The sequence below is a fragment of the Lysobacter sp. F6437 genome (assembly GCF_052547215.1).
In genome coordinates, this window is record NZ_JBQWRB010000001.1 from 863,171 (window position 1) to 880,179 (window position 17,009).

The 17,009-nt window shown below is 67.6% G+C and carries 12 protein-coding genes, 1 tRNA gene and 1 pseudogene; 5 read left to right on the plus strand and 9 right to left on the minus strand.

The annotated features are described in order from the left end of the window. Nucleotides 1-13: 13 nt before the first annotated feature. Nucleotides 14-913, minus strand: a complete 900-nt coding sequence (gene htpX, locus ACT9F5_RS03995; RefSeq protein WP_445118632.1) for a protease HtpX — start codon at nt 911-913, stop codon at nt 14-16. An 86-nt stretch (nt 914-999) separates the two neighbouring features. On the opposite strand from htpX, the gene gluQRS reads away from it, so the two are divergent. From gluQRS to phaR, 3 genes are read left to right on the plus strand one after another with little or no spacing between them, the layout of a single operon-like run. After that, entirely contained in the window at nt 1,000-1,944 is a 945-nt protein-coding gene (gene gluQRS, locus ACT9F5_RS04000) for a tRNA glutamyl-Q(34) synthetase GluQRS (protein ID WP_445118633.1), read from the plus strand. 38 nt (nt 1,945-1,982) lie between these two features. Next, nucleotides 1,983-2,723: an acetoacetyl-CoA reductase gene (gene phbB, locus ACT9F5_RS04005; protein ID WP_445118634.1), complete on the plus strand. Its 741-nt coding sequence runs from the start codon at nt 1,983-1,985 to the stop codon at nt 2,721-2,723. A gap of 42 nt (nt 2,724-2,765) precedes the next feature. Next, complete coding sequence (gene phaR, locus ACT9F5_RS04010; protein ID WP_445118635.1) at nt 2,766-3,281, plus strand: polyhydroxyalkanoate synthesis repressor PhaR; 516 nt, start codon at nt 2,766-2,768, stop codon at nt 3,279-3,281. A gap of 125 nt (nt 3,282-3,406) precedes the next feature. On the opposite strand, the gene ACT9F5_RS04015 is transcribed toward phaR, so the two are convergent. Beyond that, nucleotides 3,407-4,333 carry a M48 family metalloprotease gene (locus ACT9F5_RS04015; RefSeq protein ID WP_445118636.1) on the minus strand — a complete coding sequence of 309 codons (927 nt, stop codon included), beginning with the start codon at nt 4,331-4,333 and terminating at the stop codon, nt 3,407-3,409. Between the two features lie 41 nt (nt 4,334-4,374). Then, the gene (locus ACT9F5_RS04020) at nt 4,375-6,222 is read right to left on the minus strand and encodes an SUMF1/EgtB/PvdO family nonheme iron enzyme (protein WP_445118637.1); all 1,848 of its coding nucleotides are present in this window, start codon (nt 6,220-6,222) and stop codon (nt 4,375-4,377) included. Between the two features lie 182 nt (nt 6,223-6,404). On the opposite strand from ACT9F5_RS04020, the gene rnd reads away from it, so the two are divergent. After that, nucleotides 6,405-7,544 (plus strand): ribonuclease D, encoded by a 1,140-nt coding sequence (gene rnd, locus ACT9F5_RS04025; protein ID WP_445118638.1) that lies wholly within the window; start codon nt 6,405-6,407, stop codon nt 7,542-7,544. Between the two features lie 177 nt (nt 7,545-7,721). Then, nucleotides 7,722-7,797: transfer RNA gene (locus ACT9F5_RS04030), tRNA-Ala, on the plus strand. A 105-nt stretch (nt 7,798-7,902) separates the two neighbouring features. Here the strand turns inward: ACT9F5_RS04030 and ACT9F5_RS04035 are convergent. From ACT9F5_RS04035 to ACT9F5_RS04060, 6 genes and pseudogenes are all read right to left on the minus strand, one after another. After that, the gene (locus ACT9F5_RS04035) at nt 7,903-8,901 is read right to left on the minus strand and encodes a serine hydrolase (protein ID WP_445119490.1); all 999 of its coding nucleotides are present in this window, start codon (nt 8,899-8,901) and stop codon (nt 7,903-7,905) included. Nucleotides 8,902-8,916: 15 nt separating this feature from the next. Further along, nucleotides 8,917-9,648 (minus strand): annotated as a pseudogene (locus ACT9F5_RS04040) (M15 family metallopeptidase); the annotation flags it as partial. Next, nucleotides 9,587-11,116, minus strand: a complete 1,530-nt coding sequence (locus ACT9F5_RS04045) for a serine hydrolase (RefSeq protein WP_445119491.1) — start codon at nt 11,114-11,116, stop codon at nt 9,587-9,589. The gene ACT9F5_RS04045 and the pseudogene ACT9F5_RS04040, both read right to left, overlap by 62 nt. A 32-nt stretch (nt 11,117-11,148) precedes the next feature. Then, nucleotides 11,149-12,384 carry a membrane dipeptidase gene (locus ACT9F5_RS04050; RefSeq protein ID WP_445118639.1) on the minus strand — a complete coding sequence of 412 codons (1,236 nt, stop codon included), beginning with the start codon at nt 12,382-12,384 and terminating at the stop codon, nt 11,149-11,151. An 82-nt stretch (nt 12,385-12,466) separates the two neighbouring features. Further along, the gene (locus ACT9F5_RS04055) at nt 12,467-15,502 is read right to left on the minus strand and encodes a carboxypeptidase regulatory-like domain-containing protein (protein WP_445118640.1); all 3,036 of its coding nucleotides are present in this window, start codon (nt 15,500-15,502) and stop codon (nt 12,467-12,469) included. Next, on the minus strand, nt 15,499-16,959 hold the full coding sequence (locus ACT9F5_RS04060; protein ID WP_445119492.1) for a transglutaminase domain-containing protein: 1,461 nt from the start codon (nt 16,957-16,959) through the stop codon (nt 15,499-15,501). The genes ACT9F5_RS04055 and ACT9F5_RS04060 overlap by 4 nt, the downstream gene beginning before the upstream one ends. Nucleotides 16,960-17,009: the final 50 nt, after the last annotated feature.

A 17,009-nucleotide genomic window follows, 5' to 3' on the forward strand; every position in this document is an offset into this window, starting at 1 on the left:
GAACCCGCCGCGGTCATGCGGCGGTCCGGATCGTGTCCGGCATCTGCCGCAACGCGGCGATGCGTTCTTCCAGCGGCGGGTGGCTCATCAACAGACGCTTGAGGCCGTGGCCGATCGCGCCGCTGATGCCGAAGGCCGCGACCTGCTTGGGCAGGGTGTTGACCCCGTGGTTCAACGACAGCCGCTGCAACGCGGCGACCATCTTGTCGCGACCGGCAAGGCTGGCACCGCCGGCATCGGCGCGGAACTCGCGATGCCGCGAGAACCACATCGCGATCATGCTCGCGAACAGCCCGAACACCATGTCCAGCACGAACACGATGATGTAATAGCCGAACCCCGGACCGCCCTCGCGGTTGCCGCTGAGATAGCTGTCGATCACGCGGCCGACCAGCCGCGCCAGCACGATCACGAAGGTGTTGAGCACGCCCTGGATCAGCGCCATCGTCACCATGTCGCCGTTGGCCACGTGGCTGACCTCGTGCCCCAGGACGGCCTCGGCCTCGTTGCGGTCCATCTGTTGCAGCAGGCCGGTCGACACCGCGACCAGCGAGTTGTTGCGGCTCGGCCCGGTGGCGAAGGCGTTGATCTCCGGCGCGTCGTAGATCGCCACCTCGGGCATCTTGATCCCGGCCGCGGCGGCCTGCCGACCGACGGTGGCCAGCAGCCATTGCTCGGCCTCGTTGCGTGGCTGCTTGATGACCTGCGCGCCGGTGCCGCGCTTGGCCATCCACTTCGACATCAGCAGCGACACCAGCGAGCCGCCGAAGCCGAACAGCGCGGCCATCACCAGCAGCACGCCGTTGTTGCCGAGGGTGACCCCGAACACGCCCTGCAGCACGCTCAGCACGATGCCGAGCAGCACCATCACGGCGAGGTTGGTGGCGAGGAACAATCCGATCCGCTTGAACATGTCGTTGACCCGGTCGCGCCCGATGCGCGGCTACCGACGAAAAATGTGGCAGGCTCACGGCGAATTCAAGGTGACGGGTTTGCCGAGTGGGTCCAGCCGTACTCCCGACTTCATCAGCACCCGCGGCGTCGTCCGCCGGCTACCGCGGCCGCTTCGCACCCTCGCCCACCGGCGACCTGCACGCCGGCTCGCTGCTGGCCGCGTTCGGCAGCTGGTTGCTGGCGCATGCGGCCGGCGGAGAATGGTGGGTGCGGATCGAGGACGTGGACGGCCCGCGGGAAGTTGCCGGCGCCGCTGATCGTCAGCTCGCCGCGCTGGCCGCATTCGGCCTGGCCTCCGATGCCCCGGTGGTGCGCCAGAGCGGGCGCGACGTGATCTACCAGCGCGCGCTGGACCAGTTGCTGGCGGACGGTCGCGCGTTCACCTGCCACTGCAGCCGCACCGACCTGGTTGCGACCGGCGGGATCCACCGTCACTGCGTCGCTTCGGCGACGCGACCGGACCCGGCGATCCGCCTGCGGGTCGATGAAGGTACCCGCATCGACTTCATCGACGGCATCCAGGGCCCGCAATCGCAGGACGTCGCCATCGAAGTCGGCGACTTCGTGCTCAAGCGCGCCGATGGCTGCTGGGCCTACCAGCTGGCGGTGGTGGTGGACGACGCGGACCAGGGCATCACGGATGTCGTGCGCGGCGCCGACCTGCTCGATTCCACGCCGCGCCAGATCCTGCTGCAACGCGCGCTGCGGTTGCCGACACCGCGGTATGCCCACCTGCCGCTGGTCCTCGACCCGGAAGGCCGGAAGCTCTCCAAGTCGGATGCGGCGCAACCAGTCAACCCCGGCGACCCGCTACCTGCGCTGCGCCGCGCCTGGGCGGCCCTCGGCCAGGCGGCACACGCGCTGGCCGGGGCCACCCGCGTCGCGGACCTGCTCGTCGCCGCGCGCACCTCGTTCCAACCCGACCGGATCCCGCGCGGCGTGGCTCCGCCTCCCGCGTTGCACAACAGGGATTTCACAATCCCGGACTAGTATTTCGTGGGGAGTTTCCCAGGCAGATGGAGAGCAGCATGCAGGCACGCGTCGCGTTGGTCACCGGCGGTACCGGTGGCATCGGCACCTCGATCGTCAAGCGACTGGCCGACATGGGCCACAAGGTCGCGACCAACTTCCGCGACGAGGCCCGCGGGCGTGCCTGGCAGGAGAAGATGAAGTCCGCCGGCGTCGACGTGGCACTGGCGCAGGGCGACGTGTCCTCGCCCGGGCAGGCCGAGGCGCTGGTACGCGAGGTCGAGAGCCAGCTCGGCCCCATCGATATCCTGGTCAACAACGCCGGCATCACCCGCGACTCGACGTTCCACAAGATGAGCGCGCAGCAGTGGAACGACGTTATCTGCACCAACCTCAACTCCTGCTTCAACGTCACCCGCCCGGTGATCGAGGGCATGCGCGCGCGCAAGTGGGGGCGGATCGTGCAGATCAGCTCGATCAATGGCCAGAAGGGCCAGTACGGCCAGGCCAACTACGCCGCGGCCAAGGCCGGCATGCACGGCTTCACCATCTCGCTGGCGCAGGAAAACGCGAAGTTCGGCATCACCGTCAACACCGTCTCGCCAGGCTACATCGGCACCGACATGGTGATGGCGGTGCCCGAGGAGGTGCGCAACAAGATCGTCGCGCAGATCCCGACCGGCCGCCTCGGCACGCCGGAGGAGATCGCCTACGCGGTCAGCTTCTTCATGCCCGACGAGGCCGGCTGGATCACCGGCGCCAACCTGTCGGCGAACGGCGGCCAGTACATGGGCTGGTGAGGCGCTCCCGCCACAAGTTGCAAAGCGGCCGCGGCCTGCGCCATGCTGCAAAGCATCATGACTCTGAGCGTTTGCTCCATGGCCTCGACCCGCGTCATCAAGAAGTACCCCAACCGCCGCCTGTACGACACCGAGATCTCCAGCTACATCACGATCGAGGATGTCCGCCAGTTGATCGTCGACAACGAGGATTTCGAGGTCCGCGACGCGCGTTCGGGCGAGGACCTGACGCGGCAGGTGTTGCTGCAGATCATCACCGAGCACGAACAGGACGGAGAGCCGATGCTCTCGACCCAGTTGCTCAGCCAGATCATCCGGTTCTATGGCGACTCGCTGCAGGGCTTCATGGGCAGCTACCTGGAACGCTCGATGCAGGGTTTCCTGGAGCAGCAGCAACAGTTCCGCAAGCAGATGGGCGGGATGATCGGCCAGACGCCGTGGGCGATGATGAACCAGCTGACCGAACGCAACCTGGCGATGTGGAAGGAACTGCAGAACCTGTCGGGCAGCGTCGGCCAGAGTCCGGCGTCGGGCAAGAAACCCGAAGGCAAGCGCTGAGACCGGTCCTGGCGACACGCCCTCGGTAGGAGCGGCTTCAGCCGCGATCGGAAACCGTTCGCCCGCGCCAACTCCCGATCGCGGCTGAAGCCGCTCCTACGAAAGACGGGTTCGGTTCGCCGCGGTCATTGCAGGGATTGCCCACCACAGTATTTCTCGTGGAACCCGACCGCCTGCGGCATCAACGATTGCAGGGTCTGGATGCGGTTGGCCGGATCGGGGTGGGTCGAGGCGAACTCCGGGGGACGCTCGCCGCCGCCCAGTTGCGACATCCGCTCCCATAGCGGGATCGCGGTGCGCGGGTCGTAGCAGGCCGCCGCCGCCAGCATCAGGCCCACCTGGTCGGCCTGGGTCTCGTGGTCGCGCCCATACGGCAGGATGAACCCGTACTGCGCGCCGGCGCCGAGCGCGGCCATCACCGCCTGCTGCTGTCCCGGATCCATCCCGCCCAACGCCATGCCGGCGGCCATCTGCCCCATCTGCACCAGCTTCTGCTGGGCCATGCGCTGGGAGCCGTGGCGGAGCAGCGCATGGGCGATCTCGTGGCCCATCACCACCGCCATCGCATCCTCGCTCTGGGCGATCGGCAGCAGGCCGGTGTAGACCGCCATCTTCCCGCCCGGCAGGCAGAACGCGTTGGCCTGGTCGGACTGGATCACGCTGACATCCCACTGGAACTGCTGGTAGGCGGTGGGCGTCTGCTGCTGGTGCATGGCGGCCAGGTCGCTGGTGACCTGCGGCACCCGCGCGACCAGTCGCTGCGCGATCGTGCTGATCTGGCGGCTGACTTCGGAATCGGCCGGCATCAGCGCACCCTGCGCCTGGGCATCACCCAGCACCTGCTGGTAGGCCTGCGCGCCCAATTGGACCTCTTCCTCTGCACTGGCCCCGTAATGCGCGGTCTCGCCGGTGTACGGATCGGTCTCGGCGCTGCCGAACCACTGCCACGCCGCGTACCCGGCGAACAGCAACAGGATCCACCAACGGATGCCGCCGCCGCGACGCCGGCCACCCGCAGAGCTGCCGCGCGCGCGTCCCAGGGAGATGTTCATTCAGCGCTCCTTGCCCGGCGACACCGGGACGTTGATTGTTGTCAGATTTCCCGCACCACGCGGAAACCGACCCGCGCGTTGGTGGTACCGATCTCGCTGCCCAGGCGCCAGGCCGAGCGGGTCTGGGTCGGGGAGCTGGCCCACGACCCGCCCCGCACCACCTGCTCCCTGCAACCCGGGTTGATCCAAGCCTGGCCATCCGGTGGCGCGCGACGGTAACCGTCGTGCCAGCAATCGGCGACCCACTCGCTGACATTGCCGGCGAGGTCGTGAAGGCCGAATGCATTGGCCGCGTAGGACCCCACCCGCGCCGGACCCCACGCGTCGTCGCCGTAACCCTCGAAGGCGTTGCGCCAGTGGCGCCCGCCGGGCGACTCGTCCTTGCTGCCGGTGAAGTTGCCGGCCCCGGCAGGCGGGGTGCCCTGACCCCAGGGGAACCGCGAGTCGCTGCCCGCGCGGAGCATGTGTTCGAACTCGGCCTCGCTGGGCAGGCGGTAGGCGTGGCCGGTCTGGGCCGACAGCCATTCGGCGAACGCCTTCGCATCCTGGGCACTGACATGCACCACCGGCAGGCTGTCGCCGGCCGGGTTGCCGGCGTAGTCGGAGCGCCAGTCGATGCCGCTGCGCCGCACCAGGTTGCCGCTGCGCTCGTCGTAGACCGTGGAATACCCGCGGCGGGTCGCCCGTGCCTCGTACCCCGTTGCGGTGACGAACCGGCGGAACTCACCGACGGTGATCTCGTTGCGCGACACCGCCAGGCCACGGTCGAAACGCACGTTGCGGGCAGGGCGCTCGACATCGCTGGCGCCCTCCTCGTCCGGTCCCGCGCCCATCCGGAACGCGCCGTGCGGGACGACCACCATCTCCGGGCCCCGGCCGCCACGCTCCAGTGCCTCGGTGAACGCCTGGCCGGGGCGGAACAACCCGTAATGGCTGGTGAGTTCGATCTGCTCGCGCAATTCAACCGCCGCCGGATCACCCTCCGGGGCGATGCGCAACAGGTCCGCGAGATGGCGGCGCGCTTCGTCGATGCCGCCCTCGCGGGTCAGTGCGGCCAGCCCGAGGTCGCGCAGGTTGCCGACCCGCGATGCGCGGTGGCGCGCAATGCGCTGCCGGGCTTCGGGCACCGTCTGCATCTCCGGTCGGACCGTGGCCGCCTTGTCGAGCCACTGCGCGGCCGCGGCGTAGTCGTCCTGGTTGGCCGCCAGTTCGGCCTGGCGGATCAGTGCGCTTTCGGCGGCGGCGAGTCCCTGCAGCGCCCGCGCGTCGCCGGGTCGCAGTTGCAGCGCCTCGCGGAAACGGTCGATTGCCGCGTTGCCGTCGTCGCCGATGATCCGTCGCGCGTTGAGCGCCTGCTCGCCCCGCCGGTTGGCCTGCGCCGCCTGGTCGGCGCGATCGAGCCGGCCCAGGTATTCGACCACCGGATCCGCATCCGGCGCCGCTTCGCGGGCCACCGCGGCAACCTGGTGGGCACGCCGCAGCGCGGCCGGGTCGTCGTCGATCGCCGCAAGCGCGTCATCGCCCCGTTCGATCACCGCACCCAGTGCCTGCTGGAAGCCGGCAGCCACATCGGCGTCCCCGGGGGCGTGCTCGCGCAGCGCCAGGTACAGCGGGATCGCATCGTCGTCCTCACCAAAAAGCTCGCCCGCTTCCAGCGCCGCGGAGGCATCCACTTTGAGCTGTGCGACGTTGTCCGCATCGATCTCGACCTCGGGCGCGCTCCATGGCGGGACCGGCGAGACCTCCTGCCCCGCACCGATGGTCACGATTGGCGAACCGGGGCGGCCGGGGGCTTCCGGGGTCGCGGGCGATGTCGAATCGTCGTCGCCGGAGCAACCGGCCAGCGTGGTGGCCAACGCGGCCGCGACCAGCACGCCGACCACCCACATGCGGCTCCGGCGGACAGGCGTCCGCGACACCGGCACTGGCGGCGTTGATGCTGGCAATCCCGCTGACAACCTTGCTCGCAATCGTCCTCCCTGCCTGACGGCCCACCGGCGCCCCCGCGAGGGCGCCCTGAAAGTAGGCTATTGTCGCCCACCCCGGCAACTCGAATCGCGATCCACGCAAAGTGCCCATCGAACCGACAAATCCCGCCCCGACCGCCGCCGATTCAACCACGCCGGCCTGGATCACCGATCCGGCCGAGCTGACCGCCCGCTTCACCAGCCGCCCGGCGCGCATCGGCCTGGATACCGAGTTCATCCGCGAACGCACCTACTGGCCGCAACTGGCGCTGGTGCAGGTCGCGATCGAGCGCGGGGCCGCCATCGAGATCCTGCTGGTCGACCCGCTGGCGCCGGGGATCACCGATGCGCTCGCGCCAATCCTCGCCGATGAGTCGATCCTCAAGGTCATGCACAGTCCCAGCGAGGACCTGGTCGCCTTCAGGCATGCCTGCAAGGTGGTGCCGCGACCATTGTTCGACACCCAGCTCGCGGCCGCGCTGGCCGGGATCGCCGGCGGCATGGGCTACCAGAAGCTGGTCGAGCGGATCACCGGTGTGATGCTGAGCAAGGGCGAGACCCGCTCCGACTGGCTGCGCCGGCCGTTGTCGCCGTCGCAGTTGGAATACGCGGCGGACGATGTCCGCCATCTGTTCGAGATGCACGACGCGCTGGACGACATGCTCGGCGAACTCGGGCGTCGGCAGTGGCTGGCCGACGACGCCCGCCGTACCGTCGCCAGCGCCGATTCCGACGCGCTTGAACGCTGGCCCCACCTGTCGATGCGCAGCGCGCATTTCCTCGACCTGGATGCCCAGCGCCGGCTGGTGCGGTTGTTACGCTGGCGCGAGGCCCAGGCGCGCGACAGCGACCGGCCGCGCAGTTGGATCCTCGACAACGAACTCGCGGTTGGCCTTGCCCGCACCCCTCCATCCGATCGCGGCGCACTGCAAGGGCAACTGGACGCCCACCCGAAAGCCCCACGCAAACTCGGCGACGCGATCTGGCGGGCACTGTCCACGCCGCTGGACGACGAGGCCGAAACGCCCGATGCCAGCGTCGCCGAGAAGCGCGACAAGAACCGCGTGCGCCAATTGCAGGACGCAGTCGCCGCCCGCAGCGCCGAGTTGGGGTTGCCCGATGGCCTGCTGGCATCGCGCCGCTACCTGGAAACGCTGCTCGACCACGGCGAGTGGCCCGCGGCCCTCGCCGGCTGGCGCCGCGAACTGCTGGAACCGAGCCTGGCCCCGCTGCTGTCCGAGTAGGCAGGCTGTTTTTCGTAGGAGCGGCTTCAGCCGCGATCTGGAATCGGACGCGCGACCAATCTTCCGATCGCGGCTGAAGCCGCTCCTACATGGGCCCGGGTAACGACGGGTTAGTCGAGACCAGCGAATCGGGGACTGGCGCCGTCCATTCCGGCCCGCTAGAATCACCACCTTCATGGGGCGGTAGCTCAGCTGGGAGAGCGCCACGTTCGCATCGTGGAGGTCAGGGGTTCGATCCCCCTCCGCTCCACCATGAATCCAAAAGGCCGCGAGCAATCGCGGCCTTTTCTGGTTCCGGGGCCGCGGGAAATCGCGGCCCTCCGGGTTCTGGCATCGCGGGAAATCCCGACCTTTTCCTTCATTCCTCCAGCCACGGCGCCGCGATTTCCAACGCGGTCCGGTACGGCTCGGGGTCGTTGCGGTTGCTCAGCAGGATCACCGTCAACCGCTGCTGCGGCCAGCGCACGATGACGTTGCGGAACCCCATGGTCTCGCCGGAATGCCACAGGCTATCGCCGGTGATGCGCCAACCGTAGCCGTATTCCACCGCGGGATCGTCGGTCGGGGTCACGGCGCTGAACGCCAGCCGGCGCGATTCGTCGCTCAGCAGGCGGTCGTCGTACAGCGCCGCGTCCCACTGGGCAAGGTCATCGATCGATGAGTAGATGCCGCCGTCGCCGAGCACCGCGCTGGTCTGGCTCTGGTCGGTACGGGTCCAGTCGCCGTCGATCCGGCTGTATCCGAAAGCCCGGTTGGGCACTTCGGGCCCGCCCTGCACGTAGGCCAGGGTGTCGTGCATGCCCAGCGGCCGGAAGATCCGCTCGCGCAGGAATGCCGGGAAGTCCTGCCCGGAAGCGCGCTCGACGATCACTGCCAGCAGCGCGTAACCGCTGTTGCTGTAGCGATAGCTGCTACCGGGCTCGAAATAGGTGCGGTCCTGGCCCTCCAGGATGCGCAGCACGTCCGCATCGTGCAATTGCGCGGTCATGTTCTCCGGGATGACGTCCTCGTAGTCGATCAGCCCCGAGGTATGGCTGAGCACCTGGTGCAGGGTGATTCCATCGGTAGCCGGTGGCAGCGACGGCAGCCACTGGCGCAGCGGGTCGTCGAGGTCGAGCGTGCCGTCCTGCGCCAGCAGCAGGATCGCCGCGGCGGTGAACTGCTTGGTGACGGACGCCAGCCGGTAGTTGGTTGCCGGACCGGCTTCGATGCCGCGCTCGAGATCCGAGCGGCCGTAGCCGCGCCGCACCACCGGCTCGCCATCCTTGAGCACCAGCAACGATGCGCCGGGCACGTCGCCGTCGTAACGGGCCATCAACTGGTCGGTGCTGGGTCGGGACACGGGTATGTCGTACATCAGCGTCGGACTCGGTTCGGGTTGTAGCGTGTAGTGCCACCATTCCATCGGATAGTTGACGAAGCCGTGCAGGGCCATCGCCCCGCGCAGGCGCGCGCGATTGGCGCGCTGGGCCGGGGTGGCCAGCGGCGAGTCGGTGTTGGCACGCGGGCCGAAGAAATCGAAACCGGTGCCCATGTCGAGCGGTTCGCACGTTCCGTCGTCGCATTGCAGCAGGGTCAGGTCGACCGTGGCACCGCGGCTGTGGCCGGATACCTCGGCGATGTAGCCGTCCAGCAGGTCGGGCTTGTCCATGTCGGGGTAGTAGTCAGCCCGGTTGCGCTGGTCGTCGGGGTCGTGGGCCCAGCGGACGAAGTGCGCGACCGCGCGCGTTGGCCGGTAGCAGTCGAAGATCTTCAGACGCAGGTCCTGTTCGCGCAGGCCCTGTTCGACCTTCTGCAATGCCTCGGCAACCGGTTCGAGCAGGTAGCAGCGCGGCGCGTCGTAGCCGTCGATCGGCATGCCGACGAAGTTGTCGCTGCCGGCGTAGCGGATATCCTGGGCGATGTCGGGGACGAGGCTGCGGATGTCGACCAGGCCGGCCTCGTCGTGCGTCTGTGCCGACGACAACTGTGGCGCCGGCGTGGTCGATGCGCAGGCGCAAAGCAACGTGGCGAGAGCGCCCGCCGCCAGCCGGGTTATCGCCCTAGTCACAGTTTCCGGTGCGTTCAAAGGCCAGGTCCTCGTAGTCGGAACTGAAGTCGGCATTGGGATCCACCTTGGCCATCGCCAGCGCGGGCGACACGCCCGGGGCCGCGAAATCGAGCCAGGCTTCATCAAGCCCCGGACCGTCCCAATCAACCAGCAGTCGCTCGCCGACAACCATCACCTGCCCGCGCAGCCGCGGCGACTTCGCCGAGGTGAAGCGCACGCCGCCGTCGCCCCTGCATATCGAGATTTCGCCGAACCAGGGGTCGGTGTAGCGGCCGAGATGGCTTGAAAGGGCCGTGGCCGTGGCGGGCTTGCGCGCGGAGGTGTCGGGCGCGGATGAACCCTCGCCCGATGCCGGTTGGCTGGCGATGCGCGCGGCATACCCGGCCACGGTGGCGTTGTCCTGCGGGGCCGTGAAGTGCTTGAGCAGCACTTGGTTGATCACGGTCCGGGCCTCGTCGGCCTGGCCGTTCATCAGCACCACGAAACCGGAATCGGAGTCCGGCAACAGCGTCATCACCGAATACATGCCCGACAGCGTACCGGTGTGCGAGACGGTCCAGGCGCCGTCGACATCGGCCAGGCGGAAGCCGAACGCGTAGGCGTAGTAGTGGGTGTTGTCCCAGTCGCGACGGCGCTGCGAGATCGGCATCGGCGTGCGCGCGGTCCACATCGCTTCGCGCTGATCCGCCGACAGCCATTGCAGCTGTCGTTCGGTCGGGTCGAGCCAGTTTTTCGCCCAAACGAGCATGTCGTCGAGGCTGCAGCGGATGCCGCCGGCCGCGGCCGAGGTGATCGCAGGGATGGTGTCGCCCTCGACCGATGCCGGCATGTTGCGGCCATCCTCGCGCCGGTGCGGCCGGGCGATGTTGCCGACCGCCTTGCGGTCGATCTCGCCGACGCGGCATCGATCGAGTCCGAGGGGCTGGAACACCTGGCGCCGCACCATCTCCTCGTACGACGCGCCGCCGACCGCGGCCGCCACCTCGCCCGCGACGACGTAAAGCAGGTTGTCGTAGGCGTAGCCTGAGCGGAAGCCGTAGGCAGGCTTGATGTGGGCCAGGCCGTTGATGATGTCGTCGCGGTCGAAATGGTTCGGTTCCGGCCACAGCATCAGGTCGCCGCCGCCTTCGGGCAGGCCGCTGTTGTGCACCAGCAGGTCGGCCACCGTCATGTGCTGCGTGACCCAGGGGTCATGCATGCGGAACTGCGGCAGGTGCTTGACCACCGGGTCGTCCCAGCGCAGCTTGCCGGCATCGACCAGCCGCGCCAGCACGCTCGCGGTCATCGCCTTGGTGTTGGAGGCGATCTTGAACAGGGTGTCGGGATCAACCGCGTCGCCGCTGCCGGCGACGGTCTCGCCATAGCCGCGGGCAAACACCACTTCACCGCCCTCGATGACACCGATGGCGAGGCCCGGAAGCTGGTAGCGGGCGACGGTGGCCCGGGCGATTTCGTCGATCCGGGCCGGGCTTGTTCCCGCGGCTTCCGCGGCTCCTGCCTCGGAGGCGCAGGACAGACCCATCAACAGTGCAATGGCAGCCTGCGGCAGCTTCCTCACGGGGCACCGGCCCCACTGCCCGCGGCGTCGCCGGCGGCCTGCCAGACGCGCATCAGGTTGCCACCCCACAGCTTGGCGATGTCGGCATCGCTGTAACCGCGCCTGCGCAGTTCCGCGGTGACGTTGGGAGACTCGCTGGCATCCATCCAGCCGGTCACCTCGCCGCCGCCATCGAAGTCGGAAGCGATGCCCACGTGGTCGATGCCAATCAGGTCGACCATGTAGTCGATATGGTCGACGTACTCCTGCAGGGTGGCCAACGGGTGCTCGCGCTGGATCCGCGCCATTCCGGCGGTCAACGCCGGCAACTCACCGTGGACATCCCAGTCGAATTCCTCGGCACCCGACTGGCGGGCGATCTCCTGCTTCAACGCCTCCTCGGCAGCCTGCCGCGCAGGATCGTGCTTGACGAACTCGTAATAGGCGACCGCCTGTACCACCCCGTCGTCGTCGGCGATCGCGCGCAACAGGTCGTCGGGCAGGTTGCGCGGCACGTCGACCAGCCCCCGTGCCGAGGAGTGCGAGGCGAACACCGGTGCCCGCGAAGCGGCGATCGCATCGAGCACGCACTTGTCGGAGGCATGCGAGACATCGACCATCATCCCCAGCGCATTGGCGCGCGCGACCAGCGCACGGCCGAACTCGCTCATCCCCGGGTCCTGTGCGGAGTTGTGCGCGGGCTCGCCGGCTTCGGCATCCGGATTGGCGCTGCTGCACACCGAGTTGTTGCCCACGTGGGTGAGCCCGACGTAGCGGGCACCGCGGGCATGGGCGGTGTCGAGACGCGACAGATCGTGGCCGAGTGAATACGGATTCTCGATGCCGATCATTGCCGACAGCAGGCCGCTCGCCTGGTTGTCGCGGATTTGCGCCGGCGTGGTCGCCAGCCGGATGCGGTCGGGATATTTGTCGAGCATCAGTGCGATGGCCGAGTACTTGCGTTCGGCCTGTGCGACCGCATCGGCATAGCCCGCTTCGGTCAACGGCCCCTGCCCCACGTAGACGATGAAGAACGCACCATCGAGACCACCGCGCTCCATCTTGCCCAGGTCCACCTTGAGCACGCTGTCGCCGCCCACGTCGTAGCGCGGCTCGCGCATGTAGTCCAGCGGGATGTCGACGTGGGTGTCGAGGGTCAGCAGGTCGGGAGCGGCTGTCTGGACCGGCTGTTGCGCGCAACCGGCAAGTGCGCCGGCCAGCGCCGCACAAGCGACGCCGATGCGGATGTTCATGTACTCCTCCACTTCCCTGCCGGCTGTTCGCCGGCGCCTGAAAAAAATGGCGGCCCGCAGAGCAGGCCGCCAATCGGATGGATCAGTAGGACAAGGAGAGGATCAACTGCGCGTAACGCGGGGACTGCAGGAAGCGCTCCTGGCCGAAGAACGGATCGCGCTCGCCCACGCTGGACTCCAGTTCCTGGTAGACCCAGACCGGCTCCTGGTCGTTGAGCAGGTTGTAGACAGCCAGCTTGGCGCGGAACGTGGCCAGCCCGAACTCGCGTTCATAGGCGACGCTGGCGCCAAGGTCGACCGTCCACGGCATCCGGCCCTCGCCACCACGCGGGGAGTGCTCGTAAATGCGGTCGCTGGTGCTCCAGGTATCGCCTTCCGCCGCGCCATCGGGCGGCGTGCAGTTCTCAACGCACAGGTAGTAGCTGTGGTAGAGCTTCCAGTTGTACGGGTTGCCGACGCCGAACCCGGTGATCGGGCCACCCGACTTCGCATCCACCGTGGCGCCCACGCGCCAGTTGTCGTTGAGCGCGTAGGTGCCGCGCAGCTTGATCTGGTGGCGGTGGTCGTTGGCCAGCGGACCGTAGCCATCGAGGTTCACGAACGGGTCGTCGAAGTTCTCGGTGCGGCCGGTATCGCCGAAGTTGGTGTCGGTGTTGACCGGACCCTCGGCGTTGCCCTCGTTCCACGACAGCGTGTACGAGCCGTTGAACATCCACTTGTCATCCCACGCGCGGTCGACCTGGAACTCCAGCGCCTTGTAGGTGCGCTCCGGCTTGACCCAGCCGCGCTGGCCGGTCGGGGTGGAACCGGCGTACTCCCACTCGCCGTCGACGAACTCGTAGTTGTCGGCCTCGGTCCAATAGCCGCCTTGCGAGGTATCGATGCTGACGTAGCCGTCATCGACGCCGTCGCAATCGGTGTCACCCCAGATGGTGACTTCCTCGCCCGGGTTGGCCATCACCCAGTTGCTGCTGACCCGGCCGCAATGGGTCGCGGTGATGTTGATGTCGTCGATCGCATTGTTGAGCTTGCGGTAGATGCCGCGCACGCCCCACGACCAGGCCTGGCTGAGCTGCTGCTGGAAGCCGAGGATCAACTCGTCCTGGTAGACCGGGTCCATGTCGGAGTCGACCTCCGAACGCAGGTCGCCGACGGTGCCGTCGCCCTGGTCGTCGTCGAAGCCCATGAACTCGCCGAGGATCGGCATCGCGTACTCGACGCCGTTGGTCTCGCGGATCTCCCATCCGTCGAATCCGTAGTAACTGCGCGCATCAAGCAGCGCGCCGCCCTGCTTGATGTTGATGACGTTGGCCACCGGCAGGAAGTAACGGCCCACGTTACCGAACAGCTTGGTGGTGCCGTCGCTCTTCATGTCCCACGAGAAGCCGAGCCGCGGCGCCCACATGTCGTCCATCTCGATGTAGGTGGTGCCTTCCGCGTCCTTGTTGTCGAACGCCTCGTTGCGGATGCCCAGGCTCAGGATGAAGTCGTCGGTGATCGACCAGTTGTCCTCGATGTACCACGCCTGGTTGTTGGATTCGAAGGCGCCGGAGATTTCGTACTGCCGGGCACGGATGCAGGCGGTGTAACCGTCGGGCACGAAGAACCCGCCGCAGTTGTCGTTCTGGGTTCCGGCTACGGCGCTGTAGACGTTGTACTGGAGGCGATCCGGCCCGGAGTAGACCTGGCTGAGGTCGGAGGTGTTGACCTCGCGGTCGATGCCGAACCGCACCAGGTGGTCGCCGGCTGCCCACTCGAAGTCCGCGCGCGTCTGTTCGCGCTCGTCGTTGCGGTCGTAGATGCTGGAGTTGTTGTTGCAACCCAGCGGCACGCCGGGATCGACCACGCCGGTGCCGGCGGTGACGTAATTGCAATCCCCATCGACCGGCGAGCCGGTGATGCTGTTGCGCTCGTTGGTGCCATGCATCAGCTTCATCGACAGGTTGTCGGTGAGGTAGGACGTCCACGTCAGCGCCCAGTTCTTGCCACCACTCTCCGAATACCCGGTGCTCAGCTCGTCGCCGATGGTGTCGGTGTCGTAATCGTAGTCGTAGGTGGTGCTGTTGACCCGGTTCTCGTTGGAGAACGCCATCAGGCTGAGCAGGTTGTTGTTGGTCACCTGCCAGTCGAGCGTCGTGCCCCAGAAACCGTCGTCGCTGTTGCCTTCGGTGAGGTTGTTGCCCTGGTTGTCGGTGTTCTGCGGATCGACCTGGCGTCCCTCGTACATGGCGAAGAAGAACAGCTTGTCCTTCACCAGCGGACCGGAGGCCCAGATGTTCATGCGGGTGGAGTCGGAGGTGTCTCGGCTGCGGGTGAGGTAGCGCTCACCATCCAGGTAGCTGTCGTGCGCTTCCTCGCGCCAGTTCTCCGGCGTCAGGACCACCTTTGCGCCGGAATGGAACTCGTTGGTGCCGGACTTCGCGACGGCGTTGACCACGCCACCGGTGGTGCGTCCGAACTCCACCGAGTAGCCGCCGGTCTTGACCTGGAACTCCTGGTAGAAATCGAACGGCGCTTCCGAGAAGCCGACGCGGTTGTAGAAGTCGGTGACGTTCAGGCCGTTGATGTAAAAGGCGTTTTCCGCCACCGACGAGCCGCCGAACGAAATGCCGCCGAAACCGGCGCTGCCGCCCGCCACGCCGGGTGCGAGCAGCGCCACCGAGCTGACGCTGCGCTCCACCGGCATGCGCGCGATCTCTTCCGCGGTCACGTTGGTGGCGGACTCGGTGGAACTGACGTCGACCGCGTTGATGACGCGCGAACCGGTCACCTGCACGGCACCCAGGGTAGTGGTCCCGGCGTCGTCGACGGAGCCGACGTAGGTGGCGTTGCCGAGCCCGACGCGCACCTGCACCGCCTCGCCGACCGGCTGGCCATCGACACTGGTCTGCAACTGGTAGGTGCCCACCGGCAAGAAGGCGAAGCGGTAGTTGCCACTGGCATCGGCGGTGACGCTGCGGCTGAAGCCGGTCTGCGGATTGGTCACCGTGACCTGCGCCCCGGCCTGGGACTGGCCGATGACCGAGCCGTCCTGGGCCAGTGCCACCGGTGCAAGGGACGCCATGCAAAGCCCCATGGCTATGGAAAGCGCGTTTCTACGGAATGCCCTGCTGTTCATGTCCCCTCCGGCGGTGTGATCGTCGATCTGGTTGATGGATTGGTTGTGCTGGGCCGGATCTCGCGTGCCTCGAATCCGTAATCCCACTGGTCGAAATACAGGTTGCCTCCGCTCCACTCGACTTCGCCGCGCTGCGAGTCGACGGTCTCGGAGCGGAAGTGGACCTTGGCGGGCTGGAACTGGCTGCCCCAGCCGTCGTTGAACACGATGCGGTAGGCGTCGAGGCCGCCGAGGTAGAACCACTCGAGCTCGGCGTTGCCCTCGAAGCGACCGGTGGTCACGTCCATCGGCACCCAGCCGTAGGGCGCGAGGTAGACCCAGCCCCAGTCATGCAGGTTCCAGTAGTCGTGGTCGGGACCCTCGCCCCCTTCGAACACCATTCCCGACTGCCAGCGCGCGGGAATGCCGTTGAGTCGCAGCAGGGTGATCAGCAGCAGCGTCTGCTGGCCGCAATCGGCATGGCCGGCGTGCAACGCGTAGTCGCTGATGTTGGAGATGGTGGAGTACTCGCGCGCCCCGGCCCACGGAATCTCGTCGACCGCGGCGAACAGCTTGCGGGCGATCAGGTACGGGTTGGTCTCATCGCCGACGACCTTGCTCGAGAACTCGCGCAGTTCGGGAGTAAACACGATGTGCGGCGCGCGCTCGCCGAGATAGGCGGCGAGTTCGGCGGTGGCCGGCGCCGGCGTCACCCGCTCGGCATCGATGTCGAAATAGCGCGCCAGGATGTCCAGCTCGTAGGTGATCGCGAATTCGGTCGGCTCGCCGGCACGCGCTGGCTGCTCCAGGTAAGCGGTGCGCTGCAGCACCGACTCAGGTGCGACCTCGGCACCCTCCGGGCTGCTGCGGACCAGGCGGATGTCTTCCTGCTGCCCGGGGATCGCACGCGGATACGGAATCCATGCGCGCACGGTCTCGCCGGCAGGCACCGCGTCGGCGTCGACGGTAAGGGTCTGGGTGACGCGGATGCGGTGGCCACCGACGCTGGTATTGCCGCTGGCCAGTGCCGCTTCGCGCACGCTGGCCTGGTGCGCGTTCGGTGACTCCATCGGTCCCTCACTGAAGGAAGGATCGGCGCGCCGGGCGTTGGCCTCCGGACTCAGGCGGAACAGATTGGAGATCGCGCGGTCGAAGTACCACGTGCGACCGTCGATGACCCGATGCTCCAGCAGGTTGGCCTGCTTCCAGCGTGCGAACTCCTCGTCGCGAAGGTCGGGGATGCGTTCGCCCAGGCGCTTGCGCACCTCGGCTTCGTCGCGATGGAAGTCGATCAGGATGCGGCGCATGCGCTCGCGCTCGAACTCCAGCGCCTCGCGGGTGTCCGCAGGCAACGTCGCGTCGTCGAGACCCTTGGCGATCATGGCTTCGGCATCGGCGAAGTGGCCTTCATCCACCAGTTCGATGACTTCCGGCAGCGGCACCGGTTGCTGCGCGGCCACGACACCGGAGCAGCACATCAGCCCCAATGCCAACCACATCGACCAGATCGACACCGTCCCCTTCCGGC